Annotated in this window: 24 protein-coding genes and 1 pseudogene; 13 read left to right on the forward strand and 12 right to left on the reverse strand. The window is 71.3% G+C overall.

All coding sequences use genetic code 11. The features are described from left to right. Window positions 1-84: 84 nt before the first annotated feature. Complete coding sequence (locus M8J73_RS23620; protein ID WP_079054869.1) at window positions 85-1,488, reverse strand: glycoside hydrolase family 10 protein; 1,404 nt, start codon at window positions 1,486-1,488, stop codon at window positions 85-87. A 169-nt stretch (window positions 1,489-1,657) separates the two neighbouring features. Further along, window positions 1,658-2,719, reverse strand: coding sequence for a LacI family DNA-binding transcriptional regulator (locus M8J73_RS23625; protein ID WP_055539058.1), 1,062 nt, complete (start codon window positions 2,717-2,719; stop codon window positions 1,658-1,660). Between the two features lie 198 nt (window positions 2,720-2,917). Here M8J73_RS23625 and M8J73_RS23630 point away from each other — a divergent pair, with 198 nt between their 5' ends. From M8J73_RS23630 to M8J73_RS23645, 4 genes are all read left to right on the forward strand, one after another. Then, a complete protein-coding gene (locus M8J73_RS23630; protein WP_055539059.1) occupies window positions 2,918-4,252 on the forward strand; it encodes an ABC transporter substrate-binding protein in 1,335 nt (444 codons plus the stop codon). Further along, window positions 4,249-5,151 (forward strand): carbohydrate ABC transporter permease, encoded by a 903-nt coding sequence (locus M8J73_RS23635; RefSeq protein WP_055539060.1) that lies wholly within the window; start codon window positions 4,249-4,251, stop codon window positions 5,149-5,151. The genes M8J73_RS23630 and M8J73_RS23635 overlap by 4 nt, the downstream gene beginning before the upstream one ends. 4 nt (window positions 5,152-5,155) lie before the next feature. Next, window positions 5,156-6,061, forward strand: a complete 906-nt coding sequence (locus tag M8J73_RS23640) for a carbohydrate ABC transporter permease (protein ID WP_055539061.1) — start codon at window positions 5,156-5,158, stop codon at window positions 6,059-6,061. A gap of 96 nt (window positions 6,062-6,157) precedes the next feature. Continuing rightward, window positions 6,158-8,479, forward strand: a complete 2,322-nt coding sequence (locus tag M8J73_RS23645) for a beta-xylosidase/alpha-l-arabinosidase (protein WP_249829023.1) — start codon at window positions 6,158-6,160, stop codon at window positions 8,477-8,479. A gap of 5 nt (window positions 8,480-8,484) precedes the next feature. Here the strand turns inward: M8J73_RS23645 and M8J73_RS23650 are convergent, their stop codons facing one another. Both M8J73_RS23650 and M8J73_RS23655 read right to left on the reverse strand, forming a co-directional pair. Beyond that, window positions 8,485-8,733, reverse strand: a complete 249-nt coding sequence (locus M8J73_RS23650; protein ID WP_249829024.1) for a DUF397 domain-containing protein — start codon at window positions 8,731-8,733, stop codon at window positions 8,485-8,487. After that, on the reverse strand, window positions 8,730-9,578 hold the full coding sequence (locus M8J73_RS23655; RefSeq protein WP_249829025.1) for a helix-turn-helix domain-containing protein: 849 nt from the start codon (window positions 9,576-9,578) through the stop codon (window positions 8,730-8,732). Before M8J73_RS23655 ends, M8J73_RS23650 begins: the two co-directional genes overlap by 4 nt. 88 nt (window positions 9,579-9,666) lie before the next feature. On the opposite strand from M8J73_RS23655, the gene M8J73_RS23660 reads away from it, so the two are divergent. Next, complete coding sequence (locus M8J73_RS23660) at window positions 9,667-10,380, forward strand: PH domain-containing protein (protein WP_055539931.1); 714 nt, start codon at window positions 9,667-9,669, stop codon at window positions 10,378-10,380. Between the two features lie 57 nt (window positions 10,381-10,437). On the opposite strand, the gene M8J73_RS23665 is transcribed toward M8J73_RS23660, so the two are convergent. Continuing rightward, window positions 10,438-10,938, reverse strand: coding sequence for a transposase (locus M8J73_RS23665; RefSeq protein WP_079054966.1), 501 nt, complete (start codon window positions 10,936-10,938; stop codon window positions 10,438-10,440). Window positions 10,939-11,209: 271 nt separating this feature from the next. Between M8J73_RS23665 and M8J73_RS23670 the strand changes: the two genes are divergently transcribed. The 6 genes and pseudogenes from M8J73_RS23670 (at window position 11,210) to M8J73_RS23695 (ending at window position 18,412) form a co-directional block, all read left to right on the forward strand. Beyond that, window positions 11,210-11,674, forward strand: a complete 465-nt coding sequence (locus M8J73_RS23670) for a GntR family transcriptional regulator (RefSeq protein ID WP_055539929.1) — start codon at window positions 11,210-11,212, stop codon at window positions 11,672-11,674. A gap of 52 nt (window positions 11,675-11,726) precedes the next feature. Beyond that, window positions 11,727-12,671, forward strand: coding sequence for an ABC transporter ATP-binding protein (locus M8J73_RS23675; protein WP_372504009.1), 945 nt, complete (start codon window positions 11,727-11,729; stop codon window positions 12,669-12,671). Next, a complete protein-coding gene (locus M8J73_RS23680) occupies window positions 12,668-13,687 on the forward strand; it encodes an ABC-2 membrane transporter-related protein (RefSeq protein WP_055539927.1) in 1,020 nt (339 codons plus the stop codon). The genes M8J73_RS23675 and M8J73_RS23680 overlap by 4 nt, the downstream gene beginning before the upstream one ends. Before the next feature lie 174 nt (window positions 13,688-13,861). Beyond that, entirely contained in the window at window positions 13,862-17,170 is a 3,309-nt protein-coding gene (locus M8J73_RS23685; RefSeq protein ID WP_240501426.1) for a S8 family peptidase, read from the forward strand. 155 nt (window positions 17,171-17,325) lie between these two features. Further along, window positions 17,326-17,418: pseudogene (locus M8J73_RS23690) on the forward strand (telomere-protecting terminal protein Tpg); the annotation flags it as partial. A 157-nt stretch (window positions 17,419-17,575) separates the two neighbouring features. Beyond that, window positions 17,576-18,412 carry an alpha/beta hydrolase gene (locus tag M8J73_RS23695; protein WP_206187903.1) on the forward strand — a complete coding sequence of 279 codons (837 nt, stop codon included), beginning with the start codon at window positions 17,576-17,578 and terminating at the stop codon, window positions 18,410-18,412. A 47-nt stretch (window positions 18,413-18,459) separates the two neighbouring features. Here the strand turns inward: M8J73_RS23695 and M8J73_RS23700 are convergent, their stop codons facing one another. From M8J73_RS23700 to tsaB, 4 genes are read right to left on the reverse strand one after another with little or no spacing between them, the layout of a single operon-like run. After that, window positions 18,460-18,726, reverse strand: coding sequence for a hypothetical protein (locus M8J73_RS23700; RefSeq protein WP_055539925.1), 267 nt, complete (start codon window positions 18,724-18,726; stop codon window positions 18,460-18,462). Continuing rightward, entirely contained in the window at window positions 18,723-19,820 is a 1,098-nt protein-coding gene (gene tsaD, locus M8J73_RS23705; protein WP_055539924.1) for a tRNA (adenosine(37)-N6)-threonylcarbamoyltransferase complex transferase subunit TsaD, read from the reverse strand. The genes M8J73_RS23700 and tsaD overlap by 4 nt, the downstream gene beginning before the upstream one ends. After that, the gene (gene rimI / locus M8J73_RS23710) at window positions 19,813-20,316 is read right to left on the reverse strand and encodes a ribosomal protein S18-alanine N-acetyltransferase (protein ID WP_055539923.1); all 504 of its coding nucleotides are present in this window, start codon (window positions 20,314-20,316) and stop codon (window positions 19,813-19,815) included. The genes tsaD and rimI overlap by 8 nt, the downstream gene beginning before the upstream one ends. Continuing rightward, entirely contained in the window at window positions 20,313-20,966 is a 654-nt protein-coding gene (tsaB, locus tag M8J73_RS23715) for a tRNA (adenosine(37)-N6)-threonylcarbamoyltransferase complex dimerization subunit type 1 TsaB (RefSeq protein WP_249829026.1), read from the reverse strand. The genes rimI and tsaB overlap by 4 nt, the downstream gene beginning before the upstream one ends. A 124-nt stretch (window positions 20,967-21,090) precedes the next feature. Between tsaB and M8J73_RS23720 the strand changes: the two genes are divergently transcribed. Together M8J73_RS23720 and M8J73_RS44880 are read left to right on the forward strand one after the other, a co-directional pair. Further along, window positions 21,091-21,651 (forward strand): hypothetical protein, encoded by a 561-nt coding sequence (locus M8J73_RS23720; RefSeq protein WP_249829027.1) that lies wholly within the window; start codon window positions 21,091-21,093, stop codon window positions 21,649-21,651. Between the two features lie 202 nt (window positions 21,652-21,853). Continuing rightward, window positions 21,854-21,985, forward strand: a complete 132-nt coding sequence (locus M8J73_RS44880; protein ID WP_274757568.1) for a hypothetical protein — start codon at window positions 21,854-21,856, stop codon at window positions 21,983-21,985. A gap of 218 nt (window positions 21,986-22,203) precedes the next feature. Here M8J73_RS44880 and tsaE read toward each other — a convergent pair whose 3' ends face one another. The 3 genes from tsaE to alr all read right to left on the reverse strand — a co-directional run bounded on the left by tsaE (window position 22,204) and on the right by alr (window position 25,353). Beyond that, window positions 22,204-22,785, reverse strand: a complete 582-nt coding sequence (tsaE, locus tag M8J73_RS23725; RefSeq protein ID WP_206187933.1) for a tRNA (adenosine(37)-N6)-threonylcarbamoyltransferase complex ATPase subunit type 1 TsaE — start codon at window positions 22,783-22,785, stop codon at window positions 22,204-22,206. After that, the gene (locus tag M8J73_RS23730) at window positions 22,751-23,995 is read right to left on the reverse strand and encodes an alpha/beta fold hydrolase (RefSeq protein WP_055540548.1); all 1,245 of its coding nucleotides are present in this window, start codon (window positions 23,993-23,995) and stop codon (window positions 22,751-22,753) included. Before M8J73_RS23730 ends, tsaE begins: the two co-directional genes overlap by 35 nt. A gap of 191 nt (window positions 23,996-24,186) precedes the next feature. Beyond that, window positions 24,187-25,353: an alanine racemase gene (alr, locus tag M8J73_RS23735; RefSeq protein ID WP_055540547.1), complete on the reverse strand. Its 1,167-nt coding sequence runs from the start codon at window positions 25,351-25,353 to the stop codon at window positions 24,187-24,189. Between the last annotated feature and the right edge of the window lie 41 nt (window positions 25,354-25,394).

Consider the following 25,394-nt stretch of genomic DNA (forward strand, 5'->3'; position numbering starts at 1 on the left):
TCCCTGCGGAAATTCTCATACTTTTCGAAGCGACCCTCGCGTGACCACTCAACCCAGCGTCACCGCTCAGCCCAGCGCCGCCACTCAACCCAGCGTCACCGTCGGAACCGGATTGCTGCCGCTCCAGGACGCGTTGAAGCCGAACATCACCGAACCTCCGCTCGGCACGCTCCCGTTCCACGACGCGTTCGAACAACTGACCGTCGCCCCGGTCTGGGTGCAGACCGCGTTCCACGCCTGGCTGATGCGCTGACCGGCCCCGAACGTCCAGTTCGCCCGCCAGGAGGAGAGCGAGGACCCGGCGGCGCAACTGATCGTCACATAGCCCGTGAAGCCGGTGTTCCACTGGCTCTGGACGCTGTACGCGGCCGAGCAGCCGGTCGGCGGCGGGGGCTCGGTGACCGTGCCGCCGAGCGCGGTCACGATGCCGTAGTACGCCGGTTTCGGCTGGAAGTTCGCGTCGTACGGGGTGGCCGCGCCCTCGCCCGGGAAGGTGTCCGGGATCCAGGAGTCGGAGTCGGTGAAGCCCCAGACGGTCACTCCGGTGCAGCGGGGCACGGCCACGCACGCCTTGAACACGGCCTCGTACTCGGTGCGCTGCTGCGCCAGCTTGGCGTCGGTGGCGGGCGTCTGCATCCGGATGTCGAGTTCCGTGATGGCGACGTCCAGGCCCAGGTCGGCGAAGCGCTGGATGTTCTGCTGGAAGGTCGAGGGGACCTGACCGAGGATCAGATGGGCCTGGAGGCCGACCCCGTCGATCGGGACGCCGCGCGCCTTGAGGTCCTTGACCAGGTTGTACAGGGCCGTGGACTTCGCGTTGACGCCCTCGACGTTGTAGTCGTTGATGTAGAGCTTCGCGGCCGGGTCGGCGGCGCGGGCGGCCGTCAGGGCCTGGGCGATGTAGTCGGCGCCGAGGCCGTTGTACCAGAGGGTCGGGCGGAAGGTGCCGTCCTCGTTGAACGGCTCGTTCACCACGTCCCAGGCGGCGAGGCGGCCCTTGTAGCGGCCCACTTCGAGCGCGATGTGGTCGGTCATCAGCTGACGCAGCTGGGCGGGCGTCCAGGTGCCGTTGTCCAGCCAGCTCGGGTTCTGGCTGTGCCAGACGAGGGTGTGGCCGCGTACGTCCTGGTCGTGGGCCTCGGCGAAGTCGACGATCTGGTCCGCCTCGGTCCAGTTGAAGTTGCCGCGGCTCGGCTCGACGGAGCCCCACTTCATGGCGTTGCCGGGGGTGAGCCAGTTGAACTCCCGGCCGGCGAGGTCGCCGTAGGTGCCGGTGAGCTTGGAGCCGGTCACGGCGGTGCCGATCGCCTTGCCCTTGGCGGCGGCGAGGTCGCGCAGCGGGGTGTCGGCGGCCTGGGCGGCGGGCGCGGCGACGAGCAGGGCGGTGATCGCGGACACGCCGGTGAACAGGGCGGCGAGGCGGGCCCCTGAAGACGGGCGCCGGGTTCCGGGGGACGTCCCGGGGGATGTTCTCAGGGAGGTTCTCATTGCGGGTGCCTCCGAAAGTTTCGGCCGTGCATCCGATTGACTGCGGAGCAGTGTGGGGGCGCCCGGAACCCACGTCAATACGCACGGAACACCACGTCAATACACACGGAACACACGGAACAGGCGGAACACCGGCCCATACGGCACCACGAGGCGACCCGGCGCCGCCCTACGCCTCCGGCGGCGGCGCCGTACTGCTGCGGACGACCAGGCTCGTGGCCAGCTCCACCCGGGTCGCCGACGAGGCGCCGTCCTGTCGCCCGAGGTCCAGCACCAGCCGGGCCGCCGCCTCCGCCATCTCCATCAGCGGCTGCCGTACGGTCGTCAGCGGCGGCCCCACCCAGCGGGCCACCGGCAGATCGTCGAACCCGACCACGCTCAGGTCCTCCGGGATGCGCAGCCCCAGCTCCCGGGCGGCCTCGTACAGGCCGAGCGCCTGGAGGTCGTTCCCGGCGAAGACGGCGGTGGGCCGGCCGGGGCGGCGCAGCAGCTCCAGGCCCAGCCGGTAGCCCGTCTCGTGGTGGAAGTCCCCGGCCCTGATCAGCCCCGGGTCGACGGGCAGCTCGGCGGTCTCCAGCGCGGCCCGGTAGCCGTCCACACGGGCCCGGCTGCACATCATCCGGGAGGGCCCGGTGATCGCGCCGATGCGGCGGTGGCCCAGCTCGACGAGGTGCCGGGTGGCGGCAAGGCCACCCTGCCAGTTGGTGGCGCCGATCGACGGCACGTCGGCGCCGGGGTCGCCCGCCGGGTCCATCACCACGAAGGGGATGGAGCGGCTGGTCAGCAGGGCGCGCTGGGACTCGTCGAGCCCGGACAGGACGAGGACGACGCCGTGCGGGCGGCGGGCGGCGACCTGGTCGGCCCAGGTCCGGCCGGGGGTGAGCCGGCCCGCGCTCTCGGAGAGCACGACGCTCAGGCCCTCCTCGCGGGCGACGTTCTCGACGCCCCGGATGACCTCCATGGCCCAGGCGCTCTCCAGCTCGTGGAAGACGAGGTCGATGAGCGGGGACCGGGTCGCCTCGGCACGCCGGCGCCGGTAGCCGTACTCGCGCAGGAGCTCCTCGACCCGGGTGCGAGTGGCGGGGGCGACGTCCGCACGGCCGTTGAGCACCTTCGAAACAGTCGGAGCGGAGACGCCGGCCTGACGGGCGATCTCGGCGAGCGTCGCGGTCTGCGTGGACTGCGACACGCGCGCTCTTGTCTGGGTTTCCTCTGGCTTCGCGGAGTTCATGAGCCGGATCGTATCCCTGCGCGACCTCTTGACGAACCCTTTCGACGGCCATACGTTCCCGGAACATTCGAAGAGGCACGCGAAACATTCGCACCACCGCGTGGCCACAGGACCCTGTGGACGCGCGTCCCGCACCGCCGTACCACCCGCACAACCGCACGGCCGATACATCCGAAACGTTCGTGAGAGGTGCTGTCAATGGAGTCGAACAGAGGGCGGACGTTCAGCAGGCGCTGGTTCCTCGGCGCCGGTACCGCCTCCTTGGCCACCGCGGGACTCGGCGCCGGCCTCACGGCCTGCGGCTCCGGCGGCTCCGGGGCCGGCGACGGCAAGACGGTCACCGCGTTCGTCTACGGCGACGACGCGGTGAAGGTCCAGCAGGCGGCCGTCGACCGCTACAACAAGTCGGCCGCCGCCAAGAAGGCCGGCGGCACGATCAAGCTCCAGAAGGTCCCCGGCTCCGACTACTCCCCGAAGCTCCGCACGGCCATGGGCTCCCCGAGCGCCCCCGACGTGTTCTTCAACTGGGGCGGCGGCTCCATCAGGACGTACGAGGAGGCCGGCAAGCTCGTCGACCTCACCGACATCATTGCGGACGACCCGGTCCTCAAGAGCGGCTTCCTGCCGTCCGTGCTGTCGGCCGGCGACCTCAAGGGCCGCCACTACGGCATCCCGATGCGCGGTATGCAGCCGGTGATCCTCTTCTACAACAAGTCCGTGTTCGCCGAGCACAAGCTCCAGCCGCCCACCACCTGGGACCAGCTCCTCGACATCAACGCCAAGCTGAAGAAGGCGAAGATCACCCCGTTCGCCCTCGGCGGCTCCGACCTCTGGCCCAACCTGATGTGGCTGGAGTACCTCGTCGACCGTCTCGGCGGCCCCGAGGTCTTCAAGCGCATCCAGGACGGCGACTCCGAGGGCTGGGGCGACCCTGCCGTCCTCAAGGCCGCCGAACTGGTCAAGCAGCTCGTGGACGACGGGGCGTTCGGCTCCAAGTTCACCTCGGTGTCGTACGTCAACGGCGGCGCCCCCGCGGTCTTCGCCAAGGGCAAGGCGGCCATGCACCTGATGGGTTCCTGGGAGTACTCCACGCAGCTCGGCAAGTTCCCGGACTTCGCCAAGAGCAACCTGGGCTGGGCCGCGTTCCCGACCGTCGAGGGCGGCACGGGCGACGTCCGCAACGTCGTCGGCAACCCCACCAACTACTGGTCGATCAACGCCCGTACCAAGAACAAGGACCTGGCCGTCGGCTTCCTGAAGGAGTGCGCGTCGGAGGCGTACGCCAAGGACCTGGTCGCCAACGGTGACGTCCCGACCACCTCGAACGCGAAGAAGCTGCTGGCGTCCGCGCCGAACCCCGAGTACGCCACGTTCCAGTACGACCTGGTCGAGAAGGCGCCCGCGTTCACGCTCTCCTGGGACCAGGCGCTCGGTGACGCGCTCGGCACCAAGATGCACACGGAGATAGGCAAGCTGTTCGCGGGGAAGTCGTCGCCGAGCGAGTTCGTGACGGCCTGCAAGGGGCTGAAGTGACCTCGACGGTCCAGAAGACCCCCGCGGTCGAGCAGGGGTCCCGGAAGGCGTCGCGGGTGGGCCGCCCGCACGCCGTCTGGGCCCTGCCCGCCGTGCTCTTCTTCACCTTCTTCGCCGTCGTGCCGATGGGCCTCGCGCTCTATCTGTCCTTCACCAGCTGGGACGGCCTCGGCGACCCCCGGCCGGTGGGCCTCGACAACTGGAAGAAGCTGCTCGACGACCCCCGCCTCACCCAGTCGCTGACGCTGACGGTGGTGCTGACCGTGGCCAGCTGGGCGTTCCAGACGGTCGTGGCGCTGCTGCTCGGCGTGTGGGCGGCGGGACGGCAGCGCAACCGGGCGGTGCTGTCCGCGATCTTCTTCGTGCCGTTCCTGCTGTCGTCCACGGCCATCGCGATCCTGTTCTACGCGCTGCTCGACCCGAACTTCGGCATCATCCAGGCGGACACCCTGGGCTCGCAGAGCGGCGCGTTCCTCGCGATCGTCTTCGTCGGCGGCTGGCAGTTCATGCCGTTCCACACACTGATCTACCAGGGCGGCGCCCGGCAGATCCCCGAGGTCCTCTACCAGGCCGCCGCGATCGACGGCGCCGGCCGCTACCGCCAGTTCTTCTCGATCACGCTGCCGCAGCTGCGGCACACGATCACCACGTCCACGGTCCTGATCGTCGTCGGCTCGCTGACGTACTTCGAGACGGTCCTCATCCTCACCAAGGGCGGCCCGGGCACGGACACCGCGGTCCTGCCGTACCTGATGTACGAGGCGGGCTTCAAGCAGTACGACTTCGGCTACGCGAGCGCCATCGCGACAACCCTGGTCGTCGCCGCGACGGGCCTCTCGCTCGTCCTCGTGCGGCTGACCGGGTTCGGCTCCATGCGCAGCACCCGCGAAGGGATGTGACGGCATGTCACACGACACGTTGGCGCGCCCCGCGAAGACCCGGCGGCCGGACGGGGGAGAACCGCCGACGGCCGCCCGGCGACGGCGCCACTGGACGCGGCGGGCCAACCCCGTCGCGGGCCTCGGCGCGTTCGTCTGGCTGGTCATCGTCCTGATCCCGATCTACGCGATGCTGTCGGCCTCCCTCACGAGCGCGGACAAGGCCCTGACGGGCAATCCGCTCAAGCCGCCCACGGACCCGACGCTCGACAACTACAACACCGTCCTCAGCAGCGGCTTCGGCCATCTGCTGACCAACACGGCGATCGTCGCCGTGGCGGTCGTCGGTATCGTCCTCGCCCTGTCCGTCCCGCTCGCGTACGTGGCCGTCCGCACCCGGAACCGCTGGTCGAACGCCGCGTTCCGGCTGTTCCTCCTCGGCGTGGCGATCCCGGCCCAGGCGGTCGTCGTCCCGCTGTACCTGCTGATCGCGAAGCTCGATCTGTACGACACCCTCCTCGCGGTCATCCTGCCGACGGCGGCCTTCGCGATGCCGGTGTCCGTGCTGGTGCTGGTCGGCAGCCTGCGGGACGTCTCGGAGGACCTGTACGAGGCGATGGCCCTGGACGGCGCCTCACCCTCACGGATGCTCTTCCAGCTGACGATCCCGCTGGCGAAGGGCGGCATCAGCACCGTGGTGATCTACTCGGCGCTCCAGGCGTGGAACGGTTTCCTGTTCCCGCTGATCTTCACCCAGTCCGACGGGCCGCGGGTCCTCACCCTCGGCCTCTTCAACTTCGTCAGCCAGTTCGGCGTCAACATCCCCGCCGTGCTCGCCTCGGTCGTCCTCTCCGGCATCCCGATCTTCGCCGTCTACCTGGTGGCGCGACGGGCCCTGGTGGGCGGGCTGATGGGCGTGGGCGGCAAGTGAGCGCGCCCACCGCCCCCGAACCCCTCCCGCTCCGTGAGCACCCCCGCTCGAACCCTTTCCGCACCCCTGAAACTCACCACCACCGACAGGAGTTTCATGACCACCCCTTGGCGTGACCGCGCCCTGCCCGCCGCCGAGCGGGTCGAGGACCTGCTGTCCCGGATGACCCTCGAAGAGAAGACCGCGCAGTTGTACGGCGTGTGGGTGAAGAACGACGCGAACGGCGAGGACATCGCCCCCGACGAGGCGGGCATGACGGAGGCGTTCGACTTCGACGAGCTGATCACCCGGGGTCTCGGCCAGCTCACCCGTGTCTTCGGCACGGCGCCCCTCGACCCCGAGGAGGGCGCGCGGGTCCTGGCCCGTTTCCAGCGCCGCATCATGGCCGCGAGCCGTTTCGGCATCCCGGCCGTCGCCCACGAGGAGTGCCTGGCCGGCTTCACGAGCTGGCGGGCGACGGCGTACCCGGTGCCCCTCGCCTGGGGCGCGACCTTCGACCCGCCCCTGGTCGAGGAGATGGCCCGGAGCATCGGCCGGGACATGGCGTCGGTCGGCGTCCACCAGGGCCTGTCCCCCGTTCTCGACGTCGTCCGCGACCCGCGCTGGGGACGGGTCGAGGAGACCGTGGGCGAGGACCCGTACCTGGTCGGCACGATCGGCTCGGCGTACGTCCGGGGCCTGGAGTCCGCCGGGATCGTGGCCACCCTGAAGCACTTCGCCGGGTACGCGGCGTCCGTGGGCGCCCGCAACCACGCACCCGTACGCGCGGGCGTACGCGAGTTCGCGGACGTGGTCCTGCCGCCGTTCGAGATGGCGCTGCGGGAGGGCGGAGCCCGCTCGGTGATGGCGGCCTACACGGAGACCGACGGCATCCCCGTGTCGGCCGACCGGGCCCTGCTCACAGAACTCCTCCGCGGCGACTGGGGCTTCACCGGCACGGTCGTCTCCGACTACTTCGGCATCGGCTTCCTGGAGACCAACCACCGCGTGGCGAACAGCCGAGCGGAGGCCGCGCACGCCGCGCTGGCCGCCGGGATCGACGTGGAACTCCCGAGCCTGCGCTGCTACGGCGAGCCCCTGATCGAGGCCGTGAAGGCGGGCGAGATCCCCGAGTCCCTGGTGGACGTCGCCGCCCGCCGGGTCCTGCTCCAGAAGTGCGAACTGGGCCTCCTGGACGAGGACTGGAGCCCCGAGCCCGCCACCGCGTCGGTCGACCTGGACCCGCCCCGCAACCGCGACCTGGCCCGCCGCCTGGCCGAGGAGTCGGTGGTGCTGCTGGACAACCCCGACGCCGTCCTGCCGCTCGCCCCCGACCTCAGGATCGCCGTCGTCGGCCCCCGCGCCGACGACCCCCTCGCCATGCTGGGCTGCTACTCCTTCCCCTCCCACGTCCTGCCCGCCCACCCCGGCACCGCCCTCGGCATCGAGATCCCGACCGTCCTGGAGTCCCTGCGCACGGAACTCCCCGACGCGAAGATCACGTACGCCGCCGGCAGCGCGGTCGACGGCGACGACACGGAAGGGTTCCCGGAGGCGGTCGCCCGCGCGTCCGAGGCCGACATCTGCGTGGCGGTCCTCGGCGACCGCGCGGGACTGTTCGGCCGGGGCACCTCCGGTGAGGGCTGCGACGCGGAGGACCTCCGGCTGCCCGGCGTCCAGGCGAAGCTGCTGGACGCGCTGGTCGCCACGGGCACACCGGTCGTGCTGGTCCTCCTCACCGGCCGCCCCTACGCGCTGGGCCGCTGGCACGGCGGGCTCGCGGCCTCCGTCCAGGCGTTCTTCCCCGGGGAGGAGGGCGGCCCGTCGGTGGCGGGAGTGCTGTCGGGCCGCATCTCCCCCTCCGGCCGCCTCCCGGTCAGCGTCCCGAACCGCCCCGGCGGCCAGCCGTGGACGTACCTCCAGCCGCCGATGGGCCTGTTCGGCGGCGCGAGCAACATCGACCCCACCCCGCTGTACCCGTTCGGGCACGGCCTCTCGTACACGACGTTCGAGTGGACCGACTTCGAGGGCGGGGGTGACGGCGACCGGGTCCCGGAGATCGGCACGGACGGCGAGCACGACATCGCGGTGACCGTCCGCAACACCGGGGACCGCGCGGGCGCGGAGGTCGTACAGCTCTACCTCCACGACCCGGTGGCCACGGTGACCCGCCCCGACATCCGCCTGATCGCCTACCAGCGCGTCGAGTTGGCCCCCGGCGAGGCCCGCCGGGTGCGGTTCCGCTTCCACGCCGACGTGTCGTGCTTCGCCGACCGCACGGGGCGCCGCGTGGTGGAACCGGGCGAGCTGGAACTGCGTATGGCCGCGTCCAGCACGGACGTACGCCACGGGGTGCGCGTCGCGCTGACGGGCCCGGTACGCGAGGTGGGCCCGGACCGCCGCCTGCACTGCGAGACGGAGGTCCGGGAGGCCTTCTGACGCGCTCAGTCCGCCTGGGCCGCCGCGAACGGAACGAAGGCGGCCCAGGCGGAGGGGTGGAGGCCGAGGGGGGTGCGGGTGGTGTCCTTGGAGTCACGGACGTGGATGGTGGCGGGGGTGGCGGCAACCTCGACGCAGCTGTCGGCCTGGGGGCTGCTGTAGGTCGACTTGCGCCAGTCCAGGGAGACTTCGACGCAGTCGTCGCCCTGCGGGCTGCTGTAGGTGCTCGTGAACCACGTGAGGTCGTTGCTCATAGCGCTCCTCGGATGTGCCTGAGCAGGTCCTTGGAGTCACCCGGCGGGAGGGCCTGCGAACGCAGTGTCGCATACCGCTGGCCAAGGGTAACGACCTCTTTTACGTCCGCGATCAGCCGACCGTGCTGCTGGCCCTCGGCGTACGCGTACCGTCGGCCGTCCTCCGTTTCCAGGAGTTGCAGCGGCCCCGCCAGACAGGCGTGCGCCTCGAAGGCCATCGGCATGATCTGCACCTGCACGTTCCGCGTCTCCGCGCAGGCGAGTACGTGGGCCAGCGCGTCGCTCATGACCGCCGGGCCGCCGAGCCGACTCCGCAGCACCGCCTCGTCGATGATGAAGCTGAACGACGTGGCGGGGCGCTCACGCAGAAGCTGCTGCCGCTGCACGCGCGCGCGTACCTGCGTCTCCAACTCCTCCTCGTCGACCAGCGGGATGTTGTTGGCGAAAGCGGCCCGCACGTATGCCTCCGACTGCAACAGCCCCGGCAGGATGCGGCACTCATAGGTGTCAAGGCTCACCGCCTCCCGCTCAAGCCTCGCCCACGTTCTGAACCAAGCCGCCAGACCCGGCTGTCGGCTCATGTGTCTGAACGCCCCCCGCACCGCCCCCGTCGCTCCCGTCGCCCCCTCCGCCAGCTCCACGAACCGCTGGTCCGCCAACCGGCGCCCCAACTCGATCGAAGCCACCGAGTGCTTGGACAGATGGACGCGCGTCCCGAACTCCTCCCGGCTCAACCCGGCGTGCTCCCGCAGCGCCTGCACCACCGCACCGAACGCCTTCATGCTGTCCGACGACTCGGGCTCACCACCCGGCCCCTGTGACGCCCACTCAACACCGTGCACCATCAACCCAGCGTGACCGGACGATCACCGTACTGTCCATCGAACGCCACGTACTCTCCTCCCAGTACGCGCGTACGTGAACGGAGTGGCGATGAGCGAGCAGGACAGCGGCGGCATAGCGCGGGAGTACCGCAGGACCCGGCGCATGCCACCCCAGGCGGCCCTGACGATGATCGCCGCCGCACTGGTCGGCACCGTCTCCGTGCTGTCGATGACGGTGTCCTCCCGCGAGTCGGCCTGGAACGGCTTCGCCCTCGCGACCTGGACGGTCGTCGTCGCCCGGACCGCGCTTGAGCAGTGGCGGGCGCGGACGTCCGTCACCGCCGACGGCGTCACCGTACGCGGAGCGCTGCGCACCCGTACCTGGCCCTGGTCCGACGTGTACGGCCTCCGCGTCGAGGACAACAGGCACGGCTTCCCTCGCTGGTCGGGGTATCTGTACGCCGTTGACGGGCGCCGGGCCCGCCTCCCGCAGATCGACGAGTACCAGCTGGCCGACCCGATCGCCGAGGTCGCCGACCTGTACGCCACCGCCGTAGGGCTCGGGCTCATGTCGCCGGAGGCGCGGCCCGACGTGGAGGCGCGGATCGAGCGCGGGGCGCGGCGGCGCAAGGCGTGGCAGCGGTCGGCCATCACCGTCGTGGTGGTCGCGGCCGTCATGTTCGTCCTCGACAGCTGGCTCCTCTTCACCGACCGGCCGTCAAACACGTTCCTGCTGGTCCTGTGCGTCCCGCTGCTCTGCCTCCCGCTCGCCTTCCTCGTCCTGGACCGCGTCGGCGAGGCACGGGCCGCCCGCGCCTCGTGACACCGGATCCTCAGTCCTCGTCCTCCTCATCGGGCAGCTCGAACACGAAGTACACGCTCAGACACAGCGGCTCGTCCTCTCCTTAGAGGTGGTCCCACGACACGTCGGTGACGAGATGTGCCACCGGTCCGCGACGTGAATCACGTCCGGGGCGCCGAGTCGTCCGGCCTCGGCGTATGCGGTGGCCCTGTCACGACAGATCACCTCGACGCCGGGATGGTCGGCGAGCCAGGCGGCCACCGTCGCCGTGGCCCGGTCGGGCAGCAGATCGATGGGACGGCGCGTGTCGACATCCAGCAGGATCGTGCCGTAGTTGTGTCCCTTGCGCAGGGCGAACTCATCCACCCCGAGCACCCGCGGCGTGTGCACTTTGGCTCCGACAGACGGCGTATCAGCCGCAGGAGCGTCGACCGGCTCGCCCGGACCGCGAGCGTGTTCGCCAAGCGGACCCCCGGCCCGGCCGGCCGGCGCCACCCCCACCTGTTGCAGCACCTTCTGCAGCCCGGTGCTTCGCCTCCCGTGCCGGAGCGTGAGTCCGTCGACCTGCTCGACGAACACGGCCCGCCGGCAGGCGCGGTCACGACAGCGGAACCGCCGGACCTGTCACATGCACGGGCCCGCACTGCCACCAACTCGCCGTCGGCCACTGCGTTTTCGATCATTACGCCATCGACCTGGTGGAACCACAGGCCCTGGAGGAACGCATCACCCACGGCCGTTCATGATCGCGCTTGTGGTGACCCTCCGTGGCCCCGGCACGCCCCGACCTGTGGGCTTTGACAGGTTCGCGATCTGTGCTCCATCATCAAATCACTAGTCGACTAGTGAAATGGTGGTGAAGGGGTTGGAGTTCCGCATCGACAGGCGGAGCGGGGTCGCCGCCTATCAGCAGATCGTTCAGCAGACCAAGCAGGCGCTGCGGCTCGGCGTACTCGGGCCCGGCGACCAGTTGCCCACGGCCAAGTCGGTGGCGCAGACCTCCGCGGTCAACCCCAACACCACGCTCAAGGCGTACCGCGAGCTGGAGCGGGAGGGGCTGGTGGAAGCGCGGCCGGGGCTGGGGACGTTCGTGCGTCAGTCGCTGGCCCGTCCGCAGGCGCCGGTGGATTCGCTGCTGCGCGGCGAGTTGGAGAGCTGGATGGACCGGGCCCGCGAGGCGGGTCTTGAACAGGACGACGTGACCGCTCTGGTCACGTCGGTGATGGAGGAGCGGTACGCCGGGACCGGGCCTGCCGCCGACCACGCGGGACCGACGGGCCCAGTGGAACCAGCTGGACCGCAGCACCAGCAATAACCGCAGCACCAGCAATAACCACAGGAACGACGGGGACAAGGGGACACGCATGATGAGTTACGAAACGGGCTACGGGGGCCCGGCCGAAACGTCCGCGATAGAAGCCCGCGGGGTGGGCCGGAAGTACCGCCGTGGCTGGGCGCTGCGGGACTGCTCCTTCCGGCTGCCGGCCGGGCGGATCTGCGGTCTGGTGGGTCCCAACGGGGCCGGCAAGACCACGCTGATGGCCATCGCCGCCAACCTGCTGGCGCCGACCACCGGCACCCTGCGCGTGTTCGGCGCGGCCCCGGAGTCGGCGGAGGCAACCCGGCGTACCGCGTTCCTCGCCCAGGAGAAACCCCTGTTCCGGCGCTTCACCGTCGCCGAGACCCTGCGGATGGGGCGGGAACTGAACCCCGGCTGGGACCAGCGGGCCGCCGAGGACATCGTCCGCGCGGGCAATGTGCCCCTCGACGCGAAGATCGGCACCCTCTCCGGCGGCCAGCGCACCCGGGTGGCCTTCGCCGTCTCCTTCGGCAAGCGTCCCGACCTGCTGCTCCTCGACGAGCCGATGTCCGACCTCGACCCGCTGGTGCGCCACGAGCTGATGGGCACCCTGCTGGCCGAGGCGGCCGAGCGCGGCACCACCGTGCTGATGTCCACCCACATGCTCGCCGAGCTGGAGAACACCTGCGACTACCTGCTGGTCATCGCGGGCGGCCGACTGCGTATGGCCGGTGAGGTCGACGAACTGCGCACCTCCCACGCCGTGCTGACCGGGGTCCACTCCGACGGGCGGACGCCCCCGGAGCTGGCCTACCACACCGTGGTCGAGACCCGCACCAGCGGACGGCAGTTCACCTCACTGATACGCCCCGACGGGCCGGTCGCCGGCGGCCCCTGGGAGGCGAGCACCCCGAACCTGGAGGAGCTCCTGCTCGCCTATCTGCGCTCGCCCGAGGCCCCGCCGCTGATCAGTCCCAGTTCCTACGTCGCCCCGCAGGCGGTGGCGGCATGAGCACGATGACCGGCACCGGCAGCACCGGCAGCACCTCCTACGACTCCGCCGCGGCGGAAGCCGGCCGTGGCCGCGGCCTCCGGCTCAGCGGCATGAACTGGCTCGTCTGGCGTCAGCACCGCGCCGCCTACTGGACGCTGCTGGCCGCCGCCGCGGTCACCGTCGCGGTGCTCGTGTACCAACGCCAGCAGATGATCACGTACCTCGACGGGTACGGCTATCCCCACCTCAAGTCCGGCTGGGAGGAGAAGTTCGACCAGAAGCCGCTCAACGCGGCCGCCGGTCTGCTCGGGCTCCTGCCCGTCGTGATCGGCGTGCTCCTCGGTCCGCCCCTGCTCGCCGGCGACCTGGAGACCGGCACCGCCAAGCTGGTCAACGCGCAGTCCGTGAGCCGTGTCCGCTGGCTCGCCACCAAGCTCGGTATGACCACGCTCGTGGTCGTGGTGTGCGCCACGGCGGTCTCCGCCGCGTTCACCTGGTGGTGGTCGCCGGTCAAGTCGACGTCGTACGTCCTGACGTGGGCCGAACCCGGCGCCTTCGACAACAGCGGACCCGTGCCCGTGGCGCTCACCCTGCTCACCGTCGTCGGTGGCGTGGCCATCGGCATGCTGCTGCGCAGGACCCTGCTGGCCATGGTCGTCACCCTGGGCTTCGCCGTCGCGCTGCAGGTGGCGTGGTCGTACGTCAGGACGTCCCTCGGGAACGTCATCACGGTCACCAGCCACAACGGTGTGGGTGACAACAGCCAGCCGAACCTGCCCGACAACGCCTACGTCCTGGACGAGTTCTACCTCACGGCCTCCGGCGACCTCATGGGCTGGGGCAGCTGCGCCGAGGCCACGGAGAAGGCCCGCAACGCCTGCCTGGACGAGGCGCAGGTCGTCGGCTGGTCGGTCGACTACATCCCGTTCTCCCAGATGGCGTCCATGCAGTGGCTCGGCGCCTCGATCCTGCTGGCCCTGACCGCCGGCATCGCGGCGTTCGTCATCCTCTGGGGTCGCAAGCGCCTCGTCTGACATCTGTCCGAGCGCCTCGTCCGACCCGATCCTCCTCGCAGTTCTCTCTCTGTACGCGGCCGAGCGGCCACAGTGCCGCTCGGCCGCGCCCTGATGCTGCCCCGATTCGGCGAGTGAATCGCCATGAACCATGTCGAAAGGCCTGAGTTGAAGTCGCACAAACGCAGGAAACGAATGGTCACCACCGTCCCGTCGGCGGCCGTGCTGGCGGCGGCGCTCGGCGCCGGACTGCTGATGAGCACGTCCGACAGTGCCGAGGCCGCCCGGTCGGGGCCCCCGGCCGGCGCCCCCGCGAGGACCGTCACCCTCGTCACCGGCGACAGAGTGACCCTCGACGCCGAGGGCAAGGTCACCGGCGTGGTGGCCGCCGAGGGCCGCGAGGGGATGGCCTTCCGCGTCCAGCAGGCCGAGGGCCACGCGTACGTCCTGCCGCGCGACGCCGAACCGCTGATCGCGAACGGGACCGCCGACCGGCGGCTGTTCGACGTGACGCGGCTGGTGAGTTCGCGCTACGACGACGCCCGCCGCTCCGACCTGCCGCTGATCGTCACCTACGACAAGGGCACGTCCCTGTCGGCGAGCACGTTCCGCGGCGCGGGCGCGACCGTCCGGCGGGATCTGCCGAGCATCAACGGCGACGCCGTACGCGCCCGAAAGTCCGAGGGCTCGGACCTGTGGGAGACCCTCACCAGCGGCACCGGCTCCGCGAAGGTCAGAAAGATCTGGCTGGACGGGAAGGTGAAGGCGACCCTGGACAGGAGCGTGCCGCAGATCGGCGCGCCCGCGGCGCACACGGCGGGATACGACGGCAAGGGCGTCGAGGTCGCCGTCCTCGACACCGGCATCGATGCCACGCATCCGGACCTCAAGGACCGTATCGAGGCGGTGAAGAACTTCTCCGCGTCCGCGGACACCGTCGACCGCGCGGGCCACGGCACCCATGTGGCCTCGACGATCGCGGGTTCCGGGGCGGCCTCTCCCTCGGGCGCGAAGTACGCGGGCGTCGCGCCCGGCGCCCGGCTCCTCGTCGGCAAGGTGCTCGACGACTCCGGCGAGGGCGACGACTCCGGCGTCATCGCCGGCATGCAGTGGGCCGTGGCGCAGGGCGCCAAGGTCGTCAACATGAGCCTGGGAGGGGAGGACCGCCCCGGCATCGACCCCGTCGAGCAGGCCGTCAACGACCTGTCGGCCGACTCCGGCGCCCTGTTCGTCATAGCCGCCGGCAACGAGGGCCCGGGCGAAGGCACCATCGGTACCCCCGGCAGCGCGGCCGCCGCGCTCACCGTCGGCGCGGTCGACCGCCGGGACGCCATCGCCGAGTTCTCCAGCCGAGGCCCCACGGCCGACGGCTTCCTCAAGCCCGACGTCACCGCACCGGGCGTGGACATCGTCGCCGCCAAGGCCGCCGAAGGCGACATGGGCGACCCCGCCGCCGACGGCTATGTCTCCATGAGCGGTACGTCGATGGCGACCCCGCACGTGGCGGGCGCCGCGGCGATCCTGGCCCAGGAGCACCCGGACTGGACCGGCCCGCAGATCAAGGCCGCCCTCACCGCCTCCGCGAAACCGGCCGCCGCCACCTCCGCGTACACGCAGGGCACCGGCCGGGTGGACGTCGCCAGGGCGATCGCCCAGCAGCTCACCAGCAGTCCGACCTCGCTGGGCTTCGGGACACAGGCGTACCCCCACACCGACGACCGGCCGGTCACCAAGGACGTCACCTACCGCAACGCGGGCACCGAGCCGGTCACGCTCGACCTGGCCACCGAGGCCTACGGCAACGACGGAAAGCCTGCCGCCGAGGGCCTGTTCACCGTCTCGCCGCAGCGGCTCACCGTCCCGGCGGGCGGTGAGGCGAGCGCCACCGTGACCACCGACACCCGCGTGGGAACGGCCGAAGGCAGCTTCGGCGGCTCGCTGACCGCCACCACCGCCGACGGCACGACGACCGCGCGCACCTCCCTGGGCGTGGTCCGCGAGGTGGAGTCGTACGACCTGACCCTCAAGCACCTCGACCTCAAGGGCAAGGCCCTCGGCGACGCCTCGACGAGTGTCTACGGCCTGGACAACGACATCTGGACGGAGGCCTTCGACGAGAAGGACGGCGAGGTCACCATCCGTCTGCCGAAGGGGCGTTACGCCCTGGAAGGCCTGCTCCGCACCGGTGGCGACGGAGGGTCCGTGCTGCTGCACCCGAAGTTCGCGCTGACCAAGGACACGACCCTGGTCATGGACGCCCGGAAGACGAAGCCCGTCAGGATCACCGTGCCGGACGGTGCGGCCAGGCCCGCGGGCGCGATGTTCTTCTTCCACGTCGACGTCAACGACAACGACAAGCCGTACACCTCCATCTACGACGGCCCCTCCTTCGGCAGCATCCGCGTCGGACAGCTCGGCGCCCCGGCGCCGGCCGCCGAGGTGTCGGCGATGTACCACGGCATCTGGAGCCACAAGGCCGTCAACTATCGGCTGGCCTGGAACCGTACGGGTGACCTGTCCGGCTTCACCAAGAACGTCGAGCGGGCCCAGCTCACCAAGGTCAAGGTCGTCGTCGGTGCGCCCGTCAAGGGCAAGACCACGACGATCGCCGCCGCACCACTGATGTACGGCGGCTTCTACAACCTGCACTCGACCACGGGCCGTCTGCCGCTGACCGGCACCGACTACGTGCTGCCCAACGGAATCAAGTGGTTCTACCAGGCCAGCCAGTACGGCGCCCCCGACGCCGAGGGCGAGCCGACGTGGGAGAGCACGCAGGCCGGCATTCCCCGGGCGTACGCGGCGGGCAAGGTCCACACCCAGCGGTTCAACGTCGGCGTCTTCGGTCCGTCCCTCCCCTCGGGCCCCCTCTCGGCCGTCCTCGACCGGCCCGAAGCGGTACGCGTCGGCGACACCTTCACGGCGTACGTCCCGCTGTTCTCCGACGGCGTCGGCAACCTGGGGACCTCCGACCACACCAAGGCCAGGAGCTCGCTCCACGCCGACGGCAAGAAGATCTTCGCCGTGAACGCCCCGCTGAACGGCGACTCGTACACGGTCCCCGCGGGCAAGCGCACCTACAAGCTCGCCGTGGACGTCTCCCGCGCCCCGGCACGGTTCGCGGTCAGCACCCGTACGACCGCCACCTGGACCTTCACCTCGGCCCATGTCCCCGGCGACACCCCCGAGCGGCTCCCGCTGACGGTCGTCCGCTACACGCCCAAGCTGTCGACGGCCAGTACAGCGAAGGCCGGTACGACCCTCACCGTGCCCTTCAGCCTCCAGGGCGCGGCCACCAAGGCCACCACGCTGCGCAAGCTGGCCTTCACCGTCTCCTACGACGACGGCAGGACCTGGAAGAAGGCCCCCGTGGTGAACGGCAAGCTGCTCAAGCTGCGCAGCCCCGCCGAGCCCGGCCCCGTCTCTCTTCGGGTCGCCCTCACCGACGCCGACGGCAACACCCTGACCCAGACCATCCACCGCGCGTACCGCACCACCAAGTAGACGACAACGACGCAGTCGGCCCCTGCCGGGCGCCCGGCGGGGGCCCACTGCGTCGCCGCCGGGCAGCGAAGCCCCACCGCGCACCGCACCAGCTCGCTGGTCAGGTGCCGGAAGTCCGCGGCCGCAGTGCTGTGCATCCCCGCGTTGGCCCGCTCGTGTTCGGGGACGGCCTGGAGGCCGCGGTGCAGAAGGCGTTCACCCGCCCGGCGCCGAGGTCGGCCGGCGCGCAGAAGCGGTACCTGGTCAAGGGTCGCGGCAATCGGCTCGCGTTCCCTCTTGCGTGCGCGCCCGACGAGACCCCATCATCAGGAATCCTGTTGGTTTAACTTTGCAGTGATGGGACTCACCGTGCCACTCAAGTCGCAGATGCAGGCCAGAGGCGTCCAGTTGCTCTTCGGCCGGATCATGAGCCGCGTACACGAGGACCTGCGCTTCGCCGACATCCCGAAGCACACGGAAACCCTCCAGGTGGAGACCGGCGCGGGGGCGGTGACCTGCACCGTCTACCGTCCGCCTGCCACGACCCCCGACCCCGCCCCGGTGTACGTGAACTTCCACGGCGGCGGTTTCGTGGTCGCCCGCCCCGAGCAGGACGACCATCTGTGCCGCTACATAGCCGCCACCGCCGGCTGTGTGGTGATCAACGTGGACTACGGCGTCGCCCCGCAACAGCCGTACCCCGCACCCGTCGTCCAGGCGTACGACGTCACCGCCTGGGTGGCCGAGAACGGTTCCGCCCACAACTGGGACGGCTCGCGGCTCGCCGTGGGCGGACACAGCGCCGGGGCCAACCTGACCGCCGCGGTGTGCCGCACGGCCCGGGACCGCGGCACCTTCACGCCCCGCCTCCAGATCATCGACTCGGCGCCGCTCGACCAGCTCGTCGACCCGGCCACCAAGCAGTCACCCATCGCCAAGCCGCTGCTCGCGCCGGGGCTCCTGCGGATCTTCACCGCCGCCTACGTCCCGGACCCCGCCGACCTGTCGCATCCGCTGGTGTCGCCCGGCCTGGCCGACGACCTGGCCGGACTGCCGCCCGCGCTGGTCATCACCGCGGAGCACGACCGGCTGCGCGACGAGGGCGACGCCTACGCCAAGGCCCTGGAGGCCGCGGGCGTCCCGGTCACCCACCGTTGCTTCGAGGGCGTCGACCACTACTTCACGCACACCGGCCCGGTGGAGGCCGGGAAGGAGGCCATCGACCTGATGGCCACCACCCTGCGCACGGCACTCAGCGCCTGACACGGCTGATCAAGCCGCCGGACCGAGCCGCGTCAACAACAGGCCAGTCACTCGCCCGGTGACGCGCCCAGTGACTCGAACCGCCACCGGTGGACCGCCCGGCCGACCAACCCGGCGTCGGGCTCCGGAAGTTCCGGCAGCTCGGCGTCGAACTCCGCGTCCCACCAGGTGATGACGAGCACCCGGTCCTGCGGCGCCCGGAACGTCTCGCGCCGCAGCGGCCGTACCGGGAGCCGCTGGTCCCGGGCCCAGGCGAGCAGGTCCTCGCCCCGGCCGGGGACCGCCCGGGCCTCCCACATCAGGGCGACGGTCACGAGTACAGGTTCTCCTTGCTGACCTCGTGGACGTGGTCGTGCGTGTGCGAGGCGCCCGGCACGTGCGGGTCGGTGACGGGCAGGGAGGAGTCGGCGGACAGGTCCCAGTCGGAGGCGGCGCGGTTCCGCGCGACCATCTCCGCGCCGAGGGCGGCCACCATCGCGCCGTTGTCCGTGCACAGCTTGGGGCGCGGCACCCGCAGCCGGATACCGGCCGCCTCGCACCGCTCCTGGGCGAGCGCCCGCAGCCGGGAGTTGGCGGCGACGCCCCCACCGATCATCAGATGGTCGACACCCTGGTCCTTGCAGGCCCGTACGGCCTTGCGGGTGAGGACGTCCACCACCGCCTCCTGGAAGGAGGCCGCCACGTCCCGCACCGGCACGTCCTCGCCGGCCGCGCGCTTGGCCTCGATCCAGCGGGCCACGGCGGTCTTCAGGCCGGAGAAGGAGAAGTCGTAGATGGGGTCGCGGGGGCCGGTGAGCCCGCGCGGGAAGGCGATCGCGTCCGGGTCGCCCTCCTTGGCGTAGCGGTCGATGACCGGGCCGCCGGGGAACCCGAGGTTCAGCACGCGGGCGATCTTGTCGAAGGCCTCGCCGGCCGCGTCGTCGATGGTCGACCCCATCGGCCGGACGTCCGAGGTGATGTCCGTCGACAGCAGCAGCGACGAGTGGCCGCCGCTGACGAGCAGCGCCATCGTCGGCTCGGGCAGCGCCCCGTGCTCCAGCTGGTCCACACAGATGTGGGACGCCAGGTGGTTGACGCCGTAGAGCGGCTTGCCGAGCGCGTACGCGTACGCCTTCGCCGCGGAGACGCCGACGAGCAGCGCGCCCGCGAGTCCGGGACCGGCGGTGACGGCGATGCCGTCGAGGTCCTTCGCGCTGACACCCGCCTCCTTCAGCGCGCGGTCGATGGTCGGGACCATCGCCTCCAGATGGGCGCGGGAGGCCACCTCGGGCACCACGCCGCCGAATCGGGCGTGCTCGTCGACACTGGACGCGATCGCGTCCGCGAGGAGGGTGTGGCCGCGGACGATGCCCACGCCGGTCTCGTCGCAGGAGGTCTCGATCCCCAGGACCAGGGGTTCGTCAGCCATTGATCTCGGTTCCTTGTACGGATGTGGAGGGGTCGTTGAGGCGCATGACGAGGGCGTCGACGTTCCCCGGCTGGTAGTAGCCGCGGCGGAAGCCGATCGCCTCGAAGCCGAAGCGCTCGTACAGCTTCTGGGCGCGGACGTTGTCGACCCGGCATTCGAGCATCACCTGGGCGCACTCGAACGCGGTCGCGGCCCGCAGCAGCTCGGTCAGGAGCACCGCGCCGAGTCCGGTGCCCCAGTGGTCGCGGGCGACGGCGATGGTCTGGACGTCGGCGACGTCACCGGCGGCCGCGAGGCCCCCGTAGCCGACGATCCGCCCGTCCTCGGGGGACTCGGCCACGTAGTACCGCCGGGTCGCCTCGGGCCCGCGCGCGTGGGCCAGGTCGGACCAGAACATGCCGCGGGACCAGGCGTCCTCGGGGAAGAGGTCCTTCTCCAGCTCCAGGACGGGCTCGATGTCCCACCAGCGCATCTCGCGCAGCACCGGGGTCGTCACTTGGGCGTGACCACCTTGTAGTTCTTGGGCACCTGGGCGTCCGGGCGGCGCAGGTAGAGCGGCCGGGGGGCCTCCAGTTCCTCGCCCTTGGCGAGCCGCTCCGCCGCGAGGGACGCGAGCGCGGCCGCCGAGACATGCTCGGGGGCGCGGGCGTCGGGGAAGGTGTCGGGGTAGAGCAGCGCCCCCGCGCCCACGGCCGGGAGTCCGGCCACGGCCTCGGCGATCTCGGCGGGCCGGTCGACGGCCGGGTCCGTGACCCGGGTGCGCGGGTCCTCGTACCGCGCCCAGTACACCTCCTTGCGCCGGGCGTCGGTGGCCGCCACGAACGGCCCCTCGACCTCGGCCGCGTACGCGAGCGCGTCAAGGGTGCACAGGCCGTGGACGGGGACCCCGAGGGCGAGGCCGAAGGTGTCGGCGGTCATCAGGCCGACGCGGAGCCCGGTGTAGGGGCCGGGCCCGGTGCCCACGACGATCGCGGTGACGGCGTCGAGGCGGGCGCCCGCCTCGGCGAGGACCCGGTCGACGGCGGGCAGCAGCAGTTCCCCATGGCGACGGGCGTCCACCTGGCTCGACGCGGCGACGACATCCGTCCCGTCGTGCAGCGCGACGGTGACGGCGGGGGTGGCGGTATCCAGAGCGAGCAAGAGCACGCAAACAGCCTACGGCGCTTCGGCCCGGGCCACGGCCGACCCGGTGCACCGTCCCTCTGCTGCTACCGTCACAGCACAGACGTACATCAAGGGCGTACGTGCGTACGAGAGGTGGGCGCAGAAGGTGGCCAGCAGCAGCTCGGGATTCGTGGCCGGGCTCACGGCGGTGGCGATCGCCGCAGTCGGTTTCCTCACCTACCAGGCGTCGGCCAGCGTGCCGGACGACCTCGGCAAGCCGTCCCCCTCCGAGACACCGGCGGCCAAGAAGTCCAAGGCCCCCGCCGGCAAGGAGAAGGACGACGACCTCGTCCTGCCCAAGGGTTCGGGCACCGGCGAGCGTGTCGTCTACTCCCTGGACGAGGACCGCGTCTGGCTGGTCGGCGCGAACGAGAAGGTCACCCGCACCTTCGAGGTCACGCCCAGCACGGTGGACCCCACCCCCGCCACCTACACGGTGACGTCCCGCTCCGCCGCCATCACCGGCTCCGACGGCACCCCCATCGAGCACGTCGTCCGCTTCGCCTCGATCGACGGCGTGGTGATCGGCTTCAGCGCGGCGGTGGACGGCTCCACCCCCCAGCCCGACCCCGGCGTCAAGACGGGCGGCATCCGGGAGTCCCGCAAGGACGGCAAGGCGATGTGGCAGTTCGCAGGCATCGGCACGAAGGTGGTCGTGGTCAAGTAGCGGGAGAGGGTGTCCGCATAGTCACCGGCAAGGGGAACCGCCGGCCATTTGGGGGCGCGGGGAACTGCGCGCCAAGCCCCCACCCACCCGCAGCCGCGCCACGACCGAGCCACCCCTCCGAGAGCGCGACCTCTACGCCGCCCGAGGGTGCCGCCCCTCCACCGCCCGCCGTTCCTCCCCCTGAACCGGCGGAGCCGCCGGCGTGGAGACCGCCTTCGCCGCCGCACAGCTGGCCAACAGGTCCCGCATCGACACCCCGGCCACCCCGGAGGCAGAGGCCACCCCGGACGGCCGCCCATCCCGTCGCTCCGAACCCTGCATGGACGCCTCCTGATGCCACCGGCGAACCAAGTTAGGTAGACCTAACCAAGGACTGGTTACCATGTGACCACGCCGGCAGCGCCAAAGCAACATTTTGCCGACACCTTGTCGGAACCGACACAAGAGGCGACCGCCCGACGACGGAGCCACCCACTCGGCCGCGGCCCCACCAGGCGCCGCCCCGCTCAGGCGGGCAGCACTCCCGGCCTCAGGCGAGCAGCACTCCCGGCCTCAGGCCGACAGCACTCCCAGCTCGACGGAGGCCCACCGCTCCCCGAGCCCGGTGACGGTCACATGCCGCACCTCGTCGGTGGTGTCACCGACCGCTCGGTGGATGACGACATGGAGCCGGTCGTCGGTCAGCTCCTCGACCTTCCCCTCGCCCCACTCCACCACGATCACCGAATCCGGCAGCGAGACGTCGAGATCGAGGTCCTCCATCTCGTCCAGCCCGCCGCCCAGGCGATACGCGTCGACATGGACGAGCGGCGGCCCCTCCACCAGCGAGGGATGCACGCGCGCGATGACGAACGTCGGCGAGGTGACGGCCCCGCGCACCCCGAGCCCTTCCCCGAGCCCCCGGGTCAGGGTCGTCTTCCCGGCGCCCAGCTCCCCGTTGAGCATGACGAGATCACCCGGACGCAGCAGTTTGGCCAGCCGACGGCCCAACTCCAGCATCTGCTCGGGAGACTGCACGACGGCCTCGAAGGGCGTCACGGACGACGAAGGCGACGAAGGTGAAGAGGACGAGGTGGGCGAAGTGGGGACGGCCCCGGGCTCACCCGGGACGTACCGTGCTGCTGGCGCTTCCATAACCACTTACGGTAGCCCCCGTCGGCACGGCACCGGCCCGGGTCAGCAGGTCGGCGAGCCGGTCGGTGACCACCTCGGGGTGCTCCAGCATCACCAGGTGCCCGGCGTCCGGCACGAGCACCAGCTCCGCGTCCGGCAGCAGATCGGCGATCGCCTCGCTGTGCTCGCTCGGCGTGACGAGGTCCTTGACCCCGGCCAGCACGAGCACCGACAGCTCGGCGAACGCCGAGAGCGCCTCCGTCTTGTCGTGCTCGGTGAACGCCGGGTAGAACTCGGCGACGACGTCGATCGGTGTGCCCTCGATCATCCGCTCGGCGAACCGCGCGATCGCCGGGTCGACGTCCCGCGACGCGAACGAGTACCGCTTGATGATCCCGGCGAACAGATCGGCGGTAGCCCGCCGCCCCCGCTCCACCAGCGCGGCCTGCTGCCCGAGCGCCCTGAGCACCCCCGGCAGCACCCGCCGCACCGCGTTGACGCCCGCGACGGGCAGCCCGAAGTTGACCTCGCCGAGCCGCCCCGACGACGTACCGACCAGGGCGACGGCGACGACCCGCTCGCGGATCAGCTCGGGGTAGTGGGCGGCGAGGGCCATGACGGTCATGCCGCCCATGGAGTGCCCGACGAGCACGATGGGCCCCTCGGGCACGGCCGCGTCGATCACGGCCTTGAGGTCGCGCCCGAGCTGGTCGATGGTGACCGGCGACCCGTCGACGGCCTGGGCCCGCCCGGAGCGGCCGTGGCTGCGCTGGTCCCAGTGCACGGTCCGTACGACACCGCGCAGCGCGGCCCGCTGGAAGTGCCAGGAGTCCTGGTTGAGGCAGTAGCCGTGGCTGAAGACGACGGTGACGGGGGCCGGGGACTTGCGGCCGAAGAGGCGGCGTCTGCGGGGCGCGAGGCCGGCCTCGGGCTCGATGTCGTCGACCTCGTAGTACAGCTCGGTGCCGTCGTCCGCGTACGCCTTGCCGGGGGTGCCGCGCAGCGTCCCGTAGGGGCCCGTGGAGTCGAGCGCGAGCCGGGCCTTCCTGCGCATGCCGCGGCCCACGGTGAGCCGCTCTATGGCGACACCGGCGGCCGCGCCCGCGGCGACCACACCTATCGCCGCCCCCGCGACACCGGCCCTGCGCCAGGTCCCCCCGGCGGCGGCGGACGCGGCTGTGGCGGCCGCGCTCGCGACGGCCTCCACGGCCTCCGCGCTGCTCTCGCTCACATCCCGCTCCTCTTCGCCGGCCCTCGGGCCCTAGCCGCTCCGCACACCCGTACGGAGTTTCCTGTCTCGTTCGTCTTTCACTTACCCGTGGTGTGTACTCGCACTTACTCGTGTTGTACTCGCGTCGACGCGGGCGCGTTCACAGCTGCGGGGCAGCTCACACGCTCACCCGTTCGGGGGTACCGGATTCCTCACGCCTGCTCACCCGTGTCGACGTAGACGCGCGGTACGCGGGTTCCGATGCGGGTCACGATCTCGTAGGCGATGGTTCCGGCCGCCTTCGCCCAGTCCTCGGCGGTCGGTTCGCCGTCGTCGCCGGAGCCGAACAGCACCACCTCGTCGCCCACCGCGGGTTCGTCCCCGCCGAGGTCGACGACGAACTGGTCCATCGCTACCCGGCCCGCGACCGTCCGCCACTTCCCGCCGACGAGCACGGGCCCGGTGCCGGAGGCGTGCCGGGGGATGCCGTCCGCGTAGCCGACGGGGACGAGGCCGAGGGTCGTGGCGCCCGGGGTGAGGTAGTGGTGCCCGTAGCTGACGCCGTGCCCCCCGGGGACGTGCTTGACCAGGGCGAGCGAGGCGCTGAGCCGCATCACGGGACGCAGCCCGAGGTCGGCCGAACTGCCCAGCTCCGGGCTGGGCGAGATGCCGTAGAGGGCGATGCCCGCCCGGACGAGGTCGAAGTGGCTCTCCGGGAGGGTGAGCGTGGCGGGCGAGTTGGCGATGTGCCGCACCTCGGGCCGTACGCCCTGGTCCTCCGCGTACGTCACCATCTCGCGGAACAGACCGAGCTGCACGGCGATGGACGGGTGCCCCGGCTCGTCGGCGCACGCGAGGTGCGACCAGATCCCGGTGACGGTGACGAGTCCCTCGGCCTCGGCGGCCAGCGCCTCGGTGACCAGCTCCGCCCAGTCCTCCGGCTGGCAGCCGTTCCGCCCGAGCCCCGTGTCGGCCTTGAGCTGCACACGCGCGCGTGCCCCCGCCGCACGGGCGGCGTCGGTGACCTCCCGCAGCGCCCACAGCCCGCTGACCGACACGTCGAGGTCGGCCTCGATCGCCTCTCGCCACGGTCCGCCCGGCGCCCAGAGCCAGCACATGATGCGCCCCGGCAGCCCCGCCGCGCGGAGCGCCAGCGCCTCCTCGGGCGTGGCCGTACCCAGCCAGGCGGCCCCCGCCTCGACCGCGGCCCGCGCACACCGCACCGCCCCGTGGCCGTACGCGTCGGACTTGACGACGGCCATCAGGGCGGCATCCGGCGCCAGCGCGCGCAGGGTCCGCACGTTGGCCCGCAGGGCATCCAGATCGATCTCGGCGCGGGCCCGCAGGGGCGCGGTCCGCGAAGGCGCTGTCTCACTCATGTCAGCCCCAGTGTCTCAGAGCCCGGGGACACCCCTCCGGC

Source organism: Streptomyces neyagawaensis, from assembly GCF_023516595.1.
Taxonomy (GTDB): domain Bacteria; phylum Actinomycetota; class Actinomycetes; order Streptomycetales; family Streptomycetaceae; genus Streptomyces; species Streptomyces neyagawaensis.